The following is a 13,922-nucleotide window of genomic DNA, read 5'->3' as shown; positions in this document are numbered from 1 at the left end:
CCCTCTCATCCGGTGGCCAGGCCGTGCGCGTACTCGACGAATGCGTCCTGAACCATTGTGCGGTCGTCCGGCGTCTTCGCGAGCGCACTCAGGCTCGAGATCGCGACTTCGCGAACCAGATCGGCCACACCCAGCGCCGCGAGCGCGGACACCCAGTCGATCGTCTCCGCGATTCCGGGGGGCTTGTCGAGATCGAGTTCACGGGCACGGCCGACGAACCGGGTGGCGTGCTCGATGAGGAGTTCGGACGCCACGGACACCGTGCGACGCACGATCGCGGCGGCCCGCGCCGGCTCCGGGTAGTCGATCCAGTGGTACAGGCACCGCCTGCGCAGCGCGTCGTGGAGGTCGCGGCTCCGGTTGGACGTCAGCACGACGACGGGATGATGTTCGGCCGTGAACGTTCCCAGTTCCGGAACGGTCACCGACGCCTCCCCGAGGAATTCGAGGAGCAGTGCCTCGAACTCGTCGTCGGCTCGGTCGATTTCGTCGATCAGCAGCACGGGCGGGGTCGGCCCCCGGTATCTGACACAGTGCAGGATCGGACGTTCCAGCAGGAACTCCTCGGTGAACAGGTCGTCCTCGGTGAGGCCGTTGCCGCGCGATTCGGCCAGCCGGATCGTGAGCAGCTGTCGCTGGTAGTTCCAGTCGTAGAGCGCCTCGTTCGCGGTGAGTCCCTCGTAGCACTGCAACCGGATCAGGGGTGCGCCGAGAACGGTCGCCAGGGCCTTCGCCGCGGTGGTCTTGCCGACTCCGGGTTCGCCTTCGAGCAGCAGTGGACGGCGCAGGACCGCCCCGAGGTACAGGGCCGACGCGGTTCCGAGGTCCAGGAGATAGTCCTCGGCGTCGAACCGCCGGACCACGTCCGCCACATCCTCGAACCCCTCCGTCATACCGCTCCCGTCTCCCGTGCGAACGACGCCCGGCAGCCCGGCCCGCAGAACCAGAAGTCGTGGCCGTCGCGCCGGAGGTGCGCGGTGTCCGGTCCCACGACGACGCGCATCCCGCACACCGGATCGACCGCCTCCGCCACCGCCGCCGGCGCCGAACCGTCCTCCGGCGCCCGAAGTCCCGCTCTCCGCAGCTGCTGCACCAACTCGGCCGCGATCGACACCGCGATCTCCGCCGACGTCCGCGCCCCGATGTCGAGGCCGACCGGGGTGTGCACCCGCGCCCGCTCGGACTCGGTGAGACCCAGGGTGTCGAGGATCGCTCCCCCGCGGGTTCGGCTGGCGACGAGCCCGACGTACCCGACACCGGCGTCGAGCGCCGCGCGGATGACCTCCGCTTCGGGGCCGCCGTGGCCGGCCAGCACCACGGCCGTGGTGCCGGAGAACGGCCCGGCGTCGTCGTGCTCGACGGCGTACCCCAGCAGTTCCGCGATTCCCGCCAGGCACTGCGCGATCGGTGTGGTGCCGCAGACCCTGACGAGCGGCGGCGGCAGCTGCGGCTCGAGGAAGATCTCCATGGCGCCGCCGGACAGGCACGGGTTCACCACGACGGACGCGCCCGGGGTCTCCGGGAACTGCACGGCCCCGTCGGGAAGGACCCGCAGCAGGACGCTCTCGTTGCTCGCCAGCACGCCCAGCGCGGCCGTGCGCACCGAATTCTGCGCGCACTGCCCGCCGACGAAACCCTCGATCGTCCCGTCCTGCAGGAGGATCGCCTCGTCGCCGGTGTGACTGGACGTCGGCGGCTGCGCCCGCACGACGGTCGCGTGGACGAACGGCCTGCGGTCGCGTACCAGTTGCGCCGCACGCTCTTTCAGATCCATCGGGCCTCCTCGCAGCCGACGGGGCGATCTTCAGATCGGGGGTGTCGCACGCCCCTGCATCGCCTCCCACACCCGGGACGGGGTGAGCGGCATGTCGGCGTGCCGCACACCGAACGGCGCGAGCGCGTCCACGACCGCGTTCACCACGGCCGCCGGCGATCCGACCGTCGCTGATTCGCCGATGCCCTTGGCGCCGATCGGGTGATGCGGCGACGGGGTGACGGTGAAGCCGGTTTCGAGTTTCGGGACCTCCAGCGCGGTGGGGATCAGGTAGTCCATCAGCGACCCGCCGAGGCAGTTGCCGTCCTCGTCGAATTCGATGATCTCCATCAGCGCCATGCCGATGCCGTCGACGATGCCGCCGTGCACCTGCCCCTCGATGATCATCGGGTTGATGCGGGTGCCGCAGTCGTCGACGGCGAGGAACCGCCGCACCTTCACCACTGCAGTACCGGGATCGACGTCGACGACGCAGAAGTACGCGCCGTACGGGTACGTCAGATTCTCGGGGTTGTAGCAGATCTGCGCCTCGAGCCCGCCTTCGATGCCCTCCGGCAGATCTCCTGCGCCGTGCGCCCGCATCGCGATGTCCTGGATGGTCACCTTCGCCGACGGGTCGCCCTTCACATGGAACTCACCCTTCTCCCACTCCAGGTCCGCGACCGAGGCCTCGAGCATCCCGGACGCGATGATCTTCGCCTTGTCCCGCACCTTGCGGGCGACCAGCGCGGCCGCCGCCCCGGACACCGGCGTCGACCTGCTGCCGTAGGTGCCGAGCCCGAACGGCGTGTTGTCGGTGTCGCCGTGGACCACGTCGATGTCGTCCGGCGGGATGCCGAGTTCCTCCGCCACGATCTGCGCGAACGTCGTCTCGTGGCCCTGCCCCTGGGTTTGCACCGACAACCGGACGACGGCCTTCCCCGTGGGATGGACCCGCAGTTCGCACCCGTCGGCCATGCCCAGTCCCAGAATGTCCATGTCTTTCCGGGGCCCGGCACCGACGGCTTCGGTGAAGAACGCCATGCCGATTCCCATCAGCTCACCGCGGTCGCGGCGTTCCTTCTGCTCCTCCCGCAGGTGGTCGTAGCCGATCATGTCCATGGCCTTGCGCATGGTGGTCTCGTAGTCGCCCGAGTCGTACACCCACCCGGTCTTGCTGGTGTACGGGAACTGTTCCGGCCTCAGCAGATTCTTCAGCCGCAGTTCCGCCGGATCCATCTTCAGGTCGAACGCCAGGCAGTCGACGAGCCGCTCGACCAGATACACGGCCTCGGTGATACGGAACGAACAGGCGTACGCCACCCCGCCGGGCGCCTTGTTCGTGTAGACCGCCGTCATCGCACAGTGCGCGGCCTCGATGTCATAGCTGCCGGTGAACACGCCGAAGAAGCCCGCGGGGTATTTCACCGGGGCCGCGGTGCCGTTGAACGCCCCGTGATCGGCCAGCACCTTCGTGCGGATCGCGAGCATCTTGCCCTCCGCGGTCGCCGCGATCTCGCCGACCATGATGTAGTCGCGGGCGAACCCGGTGCTCATCAGGTTCTCGCTGCGGTCCTCCATCCACTTCACCGGTTTGCCCGTCACGAGCGACGCGACGATCGCGCACACGTATCCCGGGTAGATCGGCACCTTGTTGCCGAAACCGCCGCCGATGTCCGGGGACACCACCCGGATCTTGTGCTCCGGGATCCCCGAGACGAGGGCGTACACGGTCCGGTGTGCGTGCGGGGCCTGCGACGTGGTGTACAGGGTGAGCTTGCCGGACACCCGGTCGATGTCGGCGATCGCACCGCACGTCTCCATCGGCGCCGGATGCACCCGGGGATAGACGATCTCCTGCTTCACCACCACGTCCGCCTTCGCGAACACGGCCTCGGTCGCGGCGGCATCGCCTGTCTCCCAGTCGAAGCAGTGATTGTCCGTCTTGCCGTCGAGGTCGTCGCGGATCACCGGCGCGTCGGGCGCGAGCGCCGCCCGCGCGTCGACGACAGGATCGAGCATGTCGTACTCGACGTCGATCAGTTCCAGCGCGTCCCGGGCCGAATAGCGGTCCTCGGCGATGACGAATGCGACCTCCTGGCCCTGGAACCGCACCTTGTCGGTGGCCAGCACGGCCTGCACGTCGTTGGACAGCGTCGGCATCCACGCGAGGTTCTTCGCGGCGAGGTCGGCTCCCGTCACCACCGCCGTCACCTTCGGAAGTTCCTGCGCCGCGGTGGTATCGATGCTCACGATCCGCGCGTGCGCGACCGGCGACCGCAGGATCGCCAGGTGCAGCATGCCGGGGAGGGTGATGTCGTCGACGTAATTGCCGAGTCCCCGGATGAAGCGGGGATCCTCCTTGCGGAGCATGCGGCCGTGGCCGCACGGTTTCTTGTCGTTGTCCACGACGGCGTCGCCCGAGGGCGGACGCGATTCGACGGTGGTCATGACGCACTTCCCACGTGCTCTTCGACTGTCTTCGGCGTGCCCTCGGCGCCCCGCGTCTCGTCCTCCTGGACATCCGCGTCGAAGTCGCCTGCCGGTTCGGGCTCGGCGGCTTCGCCGGCCCGGTGATCCGCCGCCCACTGGATCGAGCGCACGATCGTGGTGTACCCGGTGCAGCGGCAGATCTGCCCGGAGATCGCCTCCCGGATGGTGGCCTCGTCCGGGCTGTCGACGCGGTCGAGCAGGGCCCGGGCCGTCATCATCATGCCGGGCGTGCAGAACCCGCACTGCAGTCCGTGACACTGCATGAAGCCCTGCTGGACGGGATCGAGTTCGCCGTCGCGCTCGAGGCCCTCGACGGTGCGGACGTCGTGCCCGCCGGCCATCGCGGCGAGCATCGTGCACGACTTCACCGGGTCGCCGTCCACGGTGACGACGCACGTGCCGCAGTTGCTGGTGTCGCAGCCCCAGTGGGTCCCGGTCAGGCCCAGTTGGTCGCGCAGGAAGTGGACCAGCAGCATGCGCGGTTCCACCTCGGCGGTCACTGCTTCACCGTTGACGGTCATGTTCACCTGCATGGCTATGCCTCTTCTCCGGTCGGCTCGTGCTCCACGTCGCTGCGGAGCACCCGGTCGACCGCTGTACGGAGTGTGCGGGTCGTGAGTTCGGATGCGAGATGCCGTTTGTAGTCGACGGTGCCGCGGGCGTCGCCCACCGGCGAACAGGCCTGCGCGGCCATCCGCCCGGCCTGGGCGAACGCCTCCTCGGACGGGGGGCGTCCGGTCAGGTAGTCGGCGATGTCCGCGAGTCCGGACGGGTCCGGGTCGACCGCGGTCAGGCCGACGGCGGCCCGGGCGATCTCGCCGCCCTCCACCGTGACGGCCGCCCCGGCCGCGGTGACCGCCCAATCCCCGGTCCGCCGTTCGACCTTGGCGTAGGCGCTGGAGCTGTGGCCGTGGACGGGTATCACGATCTCGATGAGCATCTCGTTGTGTGCGAGCGCCGTCTCGTACGGTCCGACGAGGAACTCGGACATGGGGATCTCGCGGCGCCCCCCGGGACCCTGCACCACGCACATGGCGCCGAGGACACCGCACACCGTCGTGAGGTCCTCGGCCGGATCGGCCTGGCACAGCGATCCGCCGATGGTTCCGCGGTTCCGGACCACCGGGTCGGCGATCACCTTCTCAGCGTCGCGGAAGAGCGGGAACGCCGCCGCGAGTTCGTCCGATTCGAGGAGCCGGCGATGCCGGGTCATCGCACCGATCCGCACCCTCGACCGCTCGGTCGTGATGTATCCGAGTTCGCCCTCGAGGTCGTTGATGTCGATGAGGTACTCGGGATTGGCGAGACGAAGTTTCATCATGGGGAGCAGGCTGTGGCCGCCTGCCACGAGACGGGCTTCGTCGCCCAGCCGGTCGAGCAGGGCGATCGCGTCGTCGACGCCCGTTGCACGCTCGTATTCGAAGGATCCTGGTACTTGCATTGTGACCTACCTCACAAATGTGGATCCTTTCAGCCTGCGCAAGAAGCGGTGGTCCGTCAACCCCGGTGAACCGCCCTATTCGACGAGGGAATCCACCGGTTCCTCGTGGTGAATCCGGCCGCTCGATTCCGCCAGCGGGCGCCCCGTGCCGCCCCACCGGCAGGCGATGATCTCGGCGGCGATGGATACCGCCGTCTCCTCCGGGGTGCGGGCGCCGATGTCCAGGCCGATGGGGCTCGACAGCCGGTCGAGTTCGGCTTCGGTCAGACCCGCCTCGCGCAGGCGTTCGCGCCGGTCCAGGTCTGTTCTACGTGATCCCATGGCTCCGATGAACGCGACGTCCGGGAGGCGCAGCGCCGCCTCGAGGAGCGGGACGTCGAACTTGGGGTCGTGGGTGAGTACGCAGATCACGGTCCGGCCGTCGATGGCACCGTCCGCGGCCTGGGCGGCCAGGTACCGGTGCGGCCAGTCCACCACCACCTCGTCCGCGGTCGGGAACCGCGCGTGCGTCGCGAACACGGGCCGGGCGTCGCAGACCGTCACCCGGTATCCCATGAAGGCGCCCTGCCGGGCCACCGCGGCGGCGAAGTCGATGGCCCCGAACACGAGCATGCGCGGCCTCGGCGCATAGCTGGCGACGAACACCTCCATCCCCTCGCCACGTCGCTGACCGTCGGTGCCGTACGTGAGCACCGTGCTGCCGCCCGCCGCGAGGAGGCCCCGGGCGTCGTCGGTGACGGCGGAATCGGCGCGGTCCGAGCCGAGGGCACCGCTCACGTCCTCGGGCCGGACGATCAGCCGGCGCCCCACCCGGGCGGGGTCTGGATGCGCCACGACGGTGGCGACCGCGACCGGCCGGTGGTTCTCGATGTCCCGGACGATCTCACCGAGTTCCGGAAAATTGTCCCGCGAGACGGGCTCGACGAAGATGTCGATGATTCCGCCGCAGGTGAGACCCACCTCGAAAGCATTCTCGTCGCTGATCCCGTAACGCTGCAGCACCGGCGTCCCCGTCGCCGCGACCTCGGTGGCGAGTTCGTAGACCGCCCCCTCGACGCATCCGCCCGACACCGAACCGGACGCGCTGCCGTCGGGTGCCACGACCATGGACGCCCCCGGTGGCCGCGGTGCGGAGCGGAACGTGCGGACCACCGTTCCGACACCTGCCGTTCCACCCGCGGCCCACACCGCCATCAGGTCTGCCAGCACGTCGCGCATCAGCACCCTTCCCACTCGAGTCCGACTCGCCTCCAAGCTTATTCCGCCGATGCGAGTTCGGCCCCGGAGACGGGCACCTCGACTTCGACCGCCGCCAGCGGGAACGGGGGCGTCCCGGCTCCGGCGATCCGATAGTGGCCCCACGGGTCGCGCTCGGCGAGGGCGGCGGGCACCTCGGGACCGTCGCCGATCGTGAGGAACAGCGGGGTGCGGCTGCGCTGCTTGGCCGCGTCGACGCCGTCGCCGGCGACGCGGCCGTACCAGTGGTAGAGACCGTCGAGCGGTTCGAGATGACCGTTCAGGAAGACCTCGACTCCCACGGTCAGGTCGCCGGAGGTGAGCACCCCAGGCCCCCGGTACTCGGTGTCGTTCTCGCGTTCGGCGAGCGAACTCAACTCGAAGTGCCGGTCGTCGGGGGTACGCAGACGCCGCCAGTACGATGCGCTCGAACCCGGCCACGCCGCCCGGTTGCGGCCGGTTTCGTCGAGGTACCAGCTGTCGCAACCACCCGAATTCCACACCGTGCCCTCGAGTTTGCGATGGATCACCCGGTTGAATTCGCGCTGCGCGCCCGCCCGCACCTCGATCCGCGTCGCGCCGCGCTTCGTCATCAGCGCCAGGCACCGGGTGATGTAGTGCGCCTGCGCCTCGATGACGAAGACGATCGACTGATTTCCGCCTCCGGAGTTCGGCCCCATCATGAGGAAGAAGTTCGGGAACCCCGTCACCGCGACACCGAGGTACGCCTCCATGCCGTCGCGCCAGGCCCGCTGAATCGTCAAACCGCGACGACCGACGAGGTGCTCGTTCTCGAATCGGTCGCCGACCGCGAACCCCGTGCCGTAGACGAGGACGTCCGCCTCGTGCACTTGTCCGTCCTCGGTGCGGATCCCGCGCTCGGTGATCTCCGAGATACCCGACGTGACGAGGTCGACGTTCTCCCGCTGCAGGGCCGGGTAGAAGTTGCTGGACACCAGGATTCGCTTGCATCCGATCGTGTAGCCGGGCGTCAGGGCAGCCCGCAGTTCGGGGTCGTGCACCTGCCTCCGCAACAGTCCCCGCGCGGCCGATTCCAGCACCGTCATCAGCCGTGGGTGCAGGAAACCGGCGATCAGCGATTCGTGGCTCCAGTAGATCGCGTGGCGGTAGGCCTTCTGCAGGCCGGGCACAGCCTTGAACGCCGCCTTCTCGCCTGCGGTGATCGGGCGGTCGAGTTTCGGCAGGATCCAGTGCGGCGTCCGCTGGAAGACGTCGACGCGGGCGGCCGTCTTCGCGACCTCGGGCACGAACTGCACGGCACTGGCTCCCGTGCCGACGACCGCGACGCGCTTGCCCGTCAGGTCGACCGAGTAATCCCATTCGGCGGAATGGAATGCCGTTCCCCGAAAGGGCTCTCGTCCGGAGAACGCGGGGACGCTGGGTTTGTGCAGCGGCCCCGGTCCCGCGACGACGATCCGCGGGTGGAACACGGAACCTGCCCGGGTCTCGACCCGCCATCGGTCCGTGGTCTCGTCGAAGTCGTAGGAGATCACCTCGGCGCCGAACCGGATGTGCGGGGACAGGTCGTAGTCGCGGACCACCCTCTCGATGTAGTCGAGGATCTCGGGCTGCCGCGCGTACATCCGGGTCCATTTCCGGTTGGGCGCGAAGGAGAACGAGTACATCAGCGACATCACGTCACAGCCGCATCCCGGGTACGTGTTCTCCCGCCACGTTCCGCCCACACGGTCGGCCTTCTCGAGGACGACGAAGTTGTCCTGCCCCGCCTCCTTCAGCTTGATCGCCATGCACAATCCGGCGAATCCGGCACCGACGACGAGGACGTCCGGCTCGGCCGCCGCGAGGGTCACAGGAATCCCCCGCGCCGCCACAGCGCGCGGGAGGTCGCTCGCATCAGGCCGTTCTCCTCGAGGAACGCGGCCAGCGATGCGAACCCGCGGCGTTGATTCTCGCGAAAGTTCGGATTTGCCAGCGCCTGTCGACGTGCCTCCTTCGGATCCAGTCCGGCCCGCTCGTACATGGCCGGGTTGGTGAACAGCCGCTGGAACAGCGGGCCGCCGATCCCCTGCAGCGTGCCGACCCACAGTCGGTCGATCCGGTGGCCTTCCGCGACACGGCGACGCACCCCCTCACGCGCGAAGCGGATGTGCCGGGACTCCTCGGTGACGTGGATCCGCATCAGCCGGGAGATCATCGGCTGCAGCTGCGGATCTTCGAGGACGCGCCGTTGCGTCGCGTCGAAGATCTCCTCGCCGATCAGTGCGGCCACCCACAGCATGGTTCCGCGAAATGTCTTGGGCAGCAGATTGACAACGACCGCCTGGTACCACCGGAGCTGGAAGGGCTTGGCGCCCATCTGCTCGATGGCACGACCGAACATCGTCATGTGCCTGCACTCGTCGCCCATCTCGGTGAGTATGTACCGGGTGTGCAGCGAACTCGGATCGTTGTGCAGCAGCGCGCGCAGCAGCGCCTGGTTGAGGATGTTCTCGAACCAGATTCCGACGCTGAGGATGTTCGCGGATTCCTGCCGGGACAGGTCGATGCGCTGCGCCTCGCTCATCCCGTCCCACATCTCCGTCCCCCACAGGGACAGGACCTGCGGCGGCAGAAAGTACTTCCCGTCCTCGAGCGGCGCGTCCCAGTCGATGTCGACGACGGGAGCGTACGAACGCTTGACCGAACCCGCGAGGAGTCTGCCGGCGACTTCCTCCCGGGCGATCGTGTGTGGACGCTGAGACATCGGCTCATCCCTTCGTCGAGAGCGATTCCATCTCGTTGCCGTTTACAGATAAAACGTAAACCCGGGTGTGATCCAGGTCAATGGGTGTCTGTAACTCGAGTTCACATTTGCGTCTTCCGGTTTGCGCCCACCCCACCCGACCAGCACAATCAGGCCGTGAGGACGCGGCCGACGACACCGACCCCGAGTGAACTCCGGGAGAAGATCCTCGACGCGGCCGAGGAGTGCCTGATCGAACTCGGGTACAGCACCCGGCTGCACGCGGTCATCGCGGAGCGAGCGGGACTATCGCGGCCCACGCTCTACAAGCACGTCGGCGACCAGTCCGCCATCCTCGAGGCCCTCTTCCAGCGGGAGATCTCCCGCTTCTTCGTCGTACTCGACCCGGTACTGCGGGGACGGCAGAGCCAACTCCAGGTGCGGTTCGTCGACGCCGTCGTGTTCGCCGTCCAGTACGCCCGCGGACACCGGTTGCTGCAGAAGGGATTGCGCGACGACCCCGAGGTGGTGCTCCCCTGGTTCACGGTGAAGGCGAGGCCGATGATCGAACTCGGCGCGCAACTGCTGACGCCCCACTTCGAGCGCCTGTTCACCCGGGAGCAACTGTCGGGGGTGAGCCCCGCCGCCATCTCCGAGTGGGCGTTCCGGATCATCGGCTCCCTCGTCACCACGGAGGGGATCGTGGACACATCCGACGAGCAGGCACTGCGCGAGTTCGTCCGGTCCCTGCTGTCGATCGCGTTCATGCCGCAACCGGACATGCATATTCCTTGACGCGTATATACGCGTAGGGGCATACTCAGGGCCATGGCACCGGACGTGTTCACCGTGGTCGCCGAACCGCAGCGGCGCAGGATCCTCGAACGGCTGCGGGACGGCCACGCCAGCGTCGGCGAACTCGTCGACCAACTCGCGCTGCCCCAGCCGACCGTGTCCAAACACCTGCGGGTGCTGCGACAGGCCGGATTCGTCACCTGCCGGACCGCTGCCCAGCAGCGCATCTACAGCTTGCACCGCGAACCGTTCGACGAGTTCGAACAGTGGTTGCAGCCCTACCGCAGGCTGTGGACACACCACCTCGACGCCCTCGAGCGGCACCTCGAATCGAAGGAGACCTCGTCATGACCGAGTCGGACGCACGACGCGACTACCACCCCGGCCCACTCCGGCACGCCGAAGCACGACCCGAGGGTGCCCGATGGGCCTTGACCTTCGTCCGCGACTTCACACACTCGGCGTCGGCGCTGTGGACCGCGCTCACCGACCCCGGCGAACTACCGCAGTGGGCGCCGTACACCGCGGACCGGGACCTCGGAACGGTCGGTCCCGCCACGCTGACCATGGTCGACGGGCCGGACCGCACCGAACTCGACGGCACCGTCACCCGAGCCGAGGCACCGCACGTCCTCGAACACGCCTGGGGTGACGACGTTCTGCTGTGGACGATCGAGGAGACCGGCGCGGGCACGCGACTGACCCTGCGCCACACGCTCGACGACCAGCGAACCGCGGCGATGACGGCGGCCGGGTGGCACATGTGCCTGGATGTCGCCGAGGCCCTGCTCGACGGCAACCCGATCGGACCGATCGTCGGCGCCGACGCGATGAACTACGGCTGGCGCGAACTCAACGAGCAGTACTCCGAACGCCTCGGCGTCGAACCGATCGACCCGACGCTGCCGTGAATCGGCGACGGCCGTCCGCCGCTCCCCGGTACCGTTGACGCATGGGCCTGCAATGGGAAGCCGTGGTGGTCAACGCCGTCGATCCGACAGCCCTGGGACGCTGGTGGGCCGAAGCCCTGGGCTGGGGTGCCGTGACCGACTCCGACGGCGACGTCCACATCCGGCCGCAGGCCGACAGCCATCCGGAAATCCTGTTCGTGGCCGTTCCGGACCGGAAGCAGATCCCGAACCGGCTCCACCTCGACTTCCGGCCCGACAATCAGCAGGCCGAGGTCGAACGGCTACTCGCACTCGGCGCCCGGCACGCGGATGTCGGTCAGGGCGAGCAGAGTTGGGTGGTGCTCGCCGATCCCGAGGGCAACGAATTCTGCGTACTCTCCGGCCGGCGCTGACGCGATCAGGCCACCTTCGCCCGCAGGGAGCGCAGCGCTTCGTGCTGCACGACCAGAACCCGGCCCACCGGGAGGCCGAGGACGCCCGCGGTGTCGTGCGCGGACAATCCGTCGATGACCCGCAGCAGCACGATCTCCCGCGCGGTGGGGTCGAGTCCATGCAGCAGTCGGGCCACTTCCACCGGGACGCCGGGGCTTGCGGAACCGCCGTGCGCGTCCGCGACGGTCCGGCTCACGACGCGATACACCTCGCGGATCGGATGGTCGCTGCGGGCGACGGACGAAAACTCCCGCGCCACCGCGAGCAGCGCCTCCTGCGCCACCTCGTCCGCAGGCCGCCCGCCCGGCGGGAAATTCCCCACGCGGGTACGGCAATAACGCACTACGTGCGGCCACAGCGTCGCCGTCACCCGTTGCACGGCCTCGCGATCCCCCGCCGCGGCCGCCGTCGCCGCCGAATGTAATTCCTCGTCAAGCACACTCATGCTGCCCTCGATCCCCCGACCTCGCCGTCTCGGGTCATCCGGGACGACGCTTCCGTACTCATCTTCCGACACACGAGGGGGCAACACATCCGGGACATTCCCCATCTCCCCGTGCGTGAAACCCCCTACATGTCCGGCTTCTTCCGCAGGTTCTTGGTCTGGCCGCGTTGCTTCTTGGCGTCGAGTCTTCGCCGGTGCGAACCCTTGGTCGCCTTGGTCGGACGCCGGGTTCGCGTTTCGGCCAGAACGGCCGCGCGAAGCAGCGCCGCCATCCGGGCCCGTGCCGCGCGCCGATTACGCAGTTGCGAACGGGTTTCGGACGCCGTCACGCTGACCACACCGTCAACGATCCTGTGCCCCAGCTGAATCTGCATGCGCTCGAGCTGGGCGGGAGACAGGGTCGACAACGTCCACAGGTTCACCCGGAGTTCCACCCGCGAGTCCGTAGTGTTCACCCCCTGGCCACCGGGACCGCCGGCCCGGGAGAACCGCCACTGCAACTCGGCGGCCGGAACGACGAGCGACCGCGTGATCTCGAGATCGTCGGTGACCTCGCCGCCGGGCAACACGGGAGGAACTTCGCTCACACTCCCAGCGCTCGAGCCAGCGCCGGCCACGACTCGTGAAGGTCGTCCTGCCAGTACCCCCACGAGTGTGTCCCCGAGTTACGGAAACTCGTGGTTGCAGGTATCCCCAGCTCCCCCAGGCGATCCGTGAATCGATGCGTGCAGTAGTTGGTAACCGCTTCGATCGGGCCGCCCGCGTAGATCTGCCGCGCGAGCACCCCGACGTTCCCGTCGATCCCGGGGCCGTCCAGGGTCTCGTAGCGCCCCGGCAGGCCGTTGCCGTTGGACAGGAACAGTTCCGTGCCGCGCAGTTCCGCGGCATGCACGTAGGGGTCGTTCGCCGCCCACGCCGGATCGTCCGGCTCGCCGTACATGTTGGCCGGGTTGCCGTAACCGTAGTTGTCCATGGTGATCTTGATGAGGAGCTGACCGAGCGGATCACTGGTCAGGGCGCAACCGCTGTAGGCGGCGACACCACGGAACAGGCCGGGGGCGGCGATCGCCAACTGCAGCGCCGCGGTGCCGACCCGGGACATGCCGGCGAGTGCGTTGACTCCGTTGGTGCCGAGGGCGGCATCGACCACCGGCGGAAGTTCCTGAGTCATAAAGGTCTTCCACTTGTTCACCCCCATCACCGGGTCGGGGCTCTTCCAGTCGGTCCAATACGCGTTCTCGCCGCCGGACGGGCTCACGACATTCACGTTCTGACCTGCGAGGAACTCTTCGACATCGGTCTTCTCCCGGCGGATCTGACCGTCGAGGAAGTAGAGCGTCGGCCTCGGCACGCTGGTATCTGCGGGCCGCTGCACGTACACCGGCACGACGCGTTGCATCGACGCCGAGAAGACGTGCAGCGTCAGATGTCTCGGATCGATAACGGTGACGTGGTCGAGCTTCGAACCGTTCGGCGCCGCCGCGGAACCGAGCGCCCGACCGGTGTCGACGACCGGATCGGCAATGGCGGCAGGGGCGCCGAGGCAGAGGGACATCACGGTCACCGCCGTGACGGCCGCCGTGCGCAATTTCCCCCGAAACATGTGTCGTGTCACGACCGTCTACCCCCTCCACCCGCACGAACTCCGGTCCCGGGGCATGCTAACAGTTCCCGCGTTTTGCCGAGTAACGGAAGCGGCCTTCCGTGCGATG

15 protein-coding genes are annotated in these 13,922 nt (G+C 68.3%); 4 read left to right on the top strand and 11 right to left on the bottom strand.

Features of this window, described 5'->3' with window-relative positions; translation table 11 throughout:
- Nucleotides 1-5: 5 nt before the first annotated feature.
- The 8 genes from ROP_RS26210 to ROP_RS26175 all read right to left on the bottom strand — a co-directional run bounded on the left by ROP_RS26210 (nucleotide 6) and on the right by ROP_RS26175 (nucleotide 9,648).
- On the bottom strand, nucleotides 6-893 hold the full coding sequence (locus tag ROP_RS26210; RefSeq protein ID WP_015889031.1) for an AAA family ATPase: 888 nt from the start codon (nucleotides 891-893) through the stop codon (nucleotides 6-8).
- A complete protein-coding gene (locus ROP_RS26205; protein ID WP_015889030.1) occupies nucleotides 890-1,774 on the bottom strand; it encodes an XdhC family protein in 885 nt (294 codons plus the stop codon). The genes ROP_RS26210 and ROP_RS26205 overlap by 4 nt, the downstream gene beginning before the upstream one ends.
- A 30-nt stretch (nucleotides 1,775-1,804) precedes the next feature.
- Nucleotides 1,805-4,204, bottom strand: coding sequence for an aerobic carbon-monoxide dehydrogenase large subunit (locus ROP_RS26200; RefSeq protein ID WP_015889029.1), 2,400 nt, complete (start codon nucleotides 4,202-4,204; stop codon nucleotides 1,805-1,807).
- Entirely contained in the window at nucleotides 4,201-4,779 is a 579-nt protein-coding gene (locus tag ROP_RS26195; RefSeq protein WP_015889028.1) for a (2Fe-2S)-binding protein, read from the bottom strand. The genes ROP_RS26200 and ROP_RS26195 overlap by 4 nt, the downstream gene beginning before the upstream one ends.
- Nucleotides 4,780-4,781: 2 nt before the next feature.
- Complete coding sequence (locus ROP_RS26190) at nucleotides 4,782-5,687, bottom strand: FAD binding domain-containing protein (protein ID WP_015889027.1); 906 nt, start codon at nucleotides 5,685-5,687, stop codon at nucleotides 4,782-4,784.
- Between the two features lie 75 nt (nucleotides 5,688-5,762).
- A complete protein-coding gene (locus tag ROP_RS26185) occupies nucleotides 5,763-6,905 on the bottom strand; it encodes an XdhC family protein (protein WP_015889026.1) in 1,143 nt (380 codons plus the stop codon).
- Between the two features lie 38 nt (nucleotides 6,906-6,943).
- Nucleotides 6,944-8,755, bottom strand: a complete 1,812-nt coding sequence (locus tag ROP_RS26180) for a DUF4873 domain-containing protein (protein WP_015889025.1) — start codon at nucleotides 8,753-8,755, stop codon at nucleotides 6,944-6,946.
- On the bottom strand, nucleotides 8,752-9,648 hold the full coding sequence (locus ROP_RS26175; protein ID WP_015889024.1) for an AurF N-oxygenase family protein: 897 nt from the start codon (nucleotides 9,646-9,648) through the stop codon (nucleotides 8,752-8,754). The genes ROP_RS26180 and ROP_RS26175 overlap by 4 nt, the downstream gene beginning before the upstream one ends.
- A 156-nt stretch (nucleotides 9,649-9,804) precedes the next feature.
- On the opposite strand from ROP_RS26175, the gene ROP_RS26170 reads away from it, so the two are divergent.
- From ROP_RS26170 to ROP_RS26155, 4 genes are read left to right on the top strand one after another with little or no spacing between them, the layout of a single operon-like run.
- Nucleotides 9,805-10,422, top strand: coding sequence for a TetR/AcrR family transcriptional regulator (locus ROP_RS26170; protein WP_015889023.1), 618 nt, complete (start codon nucleotides 9,805-9,807; stop codon nucleotides 10,420-10,422).
- A gap of 33 nt (nucleotides 10,423-10,455) precedes the next feature.
- The gene (locus ROP_RS26165; RefSeq protein WP_015889022.1) at nucleotides 10,456-10,773 is read left to right on the top strand and encodes an ArsR/SmtB family transcription factor; all 318 of its coding nucleotides are present in this window, start codon (nucleotides 10,456-10,458) and stop codon (nucleotides 10,771-10,773) included.
- On the top strand, nucleotides 10,770-11,333 hold the full coding sequence (locus ROP_RS26160; RefSeq protein ID WP_015889021.1) for an SRPBCC family protein: 564 nt from the start codon (nucleotides 10,770-10,772) through the stop codon (nucleotides 11,331-11,333). The genes ROP_RS26165 and ROP_RS26160 overlap by 4 nt, the downstream gene beginning before the upstream one ends.
- A gap of 41 nt (nucleotides 11,334-11,374) precedes the next feature.
- On the top strand, nucleotides 11,375-11,725 hold the full coding sequence (locus tag ROP_RS26155) for a VOC family protein (RefSeq protein ID WP_015889020.1): 351 nt from the start codon (nucleotides 11,375-11,377) through the stop codon (nucleotides 11,723-11,725).
- Between the two features lie 5 nt (nucleotides 11,726-11,730).
- Here the strand turns inward: ROP_RS26155 and ROP_RS26150 are convergent, their stop codons facing one another.
- The 3 genes from ROP_RS26150 to ROP_RS26140 form a co-directional block, all read right to left on the bottom strand.
- Nucleotides 11,731-12,210: a sigma factor-like helix-turn-helix DNA-binding protein gene (locus tag ROP_RS26150; protein ID WP_015889019.1), complete on the bottom strand. Its 480-nt coding sequence runs from the start codon at nucleotides 12,208-12,210 to the stop codon at nucleotides 11,731-11,733.
- 125 nt (nucleotides 12,211-12,335) lie between these two features.
- Nucleotides 12,336-12,797 (bottom strand): alternative ribosome rescue aminoacyl-tRNA hydrolase ArfB, encoded by a 462-nt coding sequence (gene arfB, locus ROP_RS26145; RefSeq protein WP_043825346.1) that lies wholly within the window; start codon nucleotides 12,795-12,797, stop codon nucleotides 12,336-12,338.
- The gene (locus ROP_RS26140) at nucleotides 12,794-13,813 is read right to left on the bottom strand and encodes an alpha/beta hydrolase (RefSeq protein WP_043825343.1); all 1,020 of its coding nucleotides are present in this window, start codon (nucleotides 13,811-13,813) and stop codon (nucleotides 12,794-12,796) included. Before ROP_RS26140 ends, arfB begins: the two co-directional genes overlap by 4 nt.
- Between the last annotated feature and the right edge of the window lie 109 nt (nucleotides 13,814-13,922).

This window comes from Rhodococcus opacus B4, from assembly GCF_000010805.1.
GTDB lineage: Bacteria > Actinomycetota > Actinomycetes > Mycobacteriales > Mycobacteriaceae > Rhodococcus_F > Rhodococcus_F opacus_C.
The sequence above is the reverse complement of the archived record's forward strand: the minus strand, read 5'-3'. Positions and strand labels throughout refer to the sequence as shown.

Bases quoted from the DNA above. Each gene is read 5' to 3' on its own strand.
- ROP_RS26210 (WP_015889031.1), bottom strand. From the start codon at position 893: ATGACGGAGGGGTTCGAGGATGTGGCGGACGTGGTCCGGCGGTTCGAC.
- ROP_RS26205 (WP_015889030.1), bottom strand. From the start codon at position 1,774: ATGGATCTGAAAGAGCGTGCGGCGCAACTGGTACGCGACCGCAGGCCG.
- ROP_RS26200 (WP_015889029.1), bottom strand. From the start codon at position 4,204: ATGACCACCGTCGAATCGCGTCCGCCCTCGGGCGACGCCGTCGTGGAC.
- ROP_RS26195 (WP_015889028.1), bottom strand. From the start codon at position 4,779: ATGCAGGTGAACATGACCGTCAACGGTGAAGCAGTGACCGCCGAGGTG.
- ROP_RS26190 (WP_015889027.1), bottom strand. From the start codon at position 5,687: ATGCAAGTACCAGGATCCTTCGAATACGAGCGTGCAACGGGCGTCGAC.
- ROP_RS26185 (WP_015889026.1), bottom strand. From the start codon at position 6,905: ATGCGCGACGTGCTGGCAGACCTGATGGCGGTGTGGGCCGCGGGTGGA.
- ROP_RS26175 (WP_015889024.1), bottom strand. From the start codon at position 9,648: ATGTCTCAGCGTCCACACACGATCGCCCGGGAGGAAGTCGCCGGCAGA.
- ROP_RS26165 (WP_015889022.1), top strand. From the start codon at position 10,456: ATGGCACCGGACGTGTTCACCGTGGTCGCCGAACCGCAGCGGCGCAGG.
- ROP_RS26160 (WP_015889021.1), top strand. From the start codon at position 10,770: ATGACCGAGTCGGACGCACGACGCGACTACCACCCCGGCCCACTCCGG.
- ROP_RS26155 (WP_015889020.1), top strand. From the start codon at position 11,375: ATGGGCCTGCAATGGGAAGCCGTGGTGGTCAACGCCGTCGATCCGACA.
- ROP_RS26150 (WP_015889019.1), bottom strand. From the start codon at position 12,210: ATGAGTGTGCTTGACGAGGAATTACATTCGGCGGCGACGGCGGCCGCG.
- ROP_RS26140 (WP_043825343.1), bottom strand. From the start codon at position 13,813: ATGTTTCGGGGGAAATTGCGCACGGCGGCCGTCACGGCGGTGACCGTG.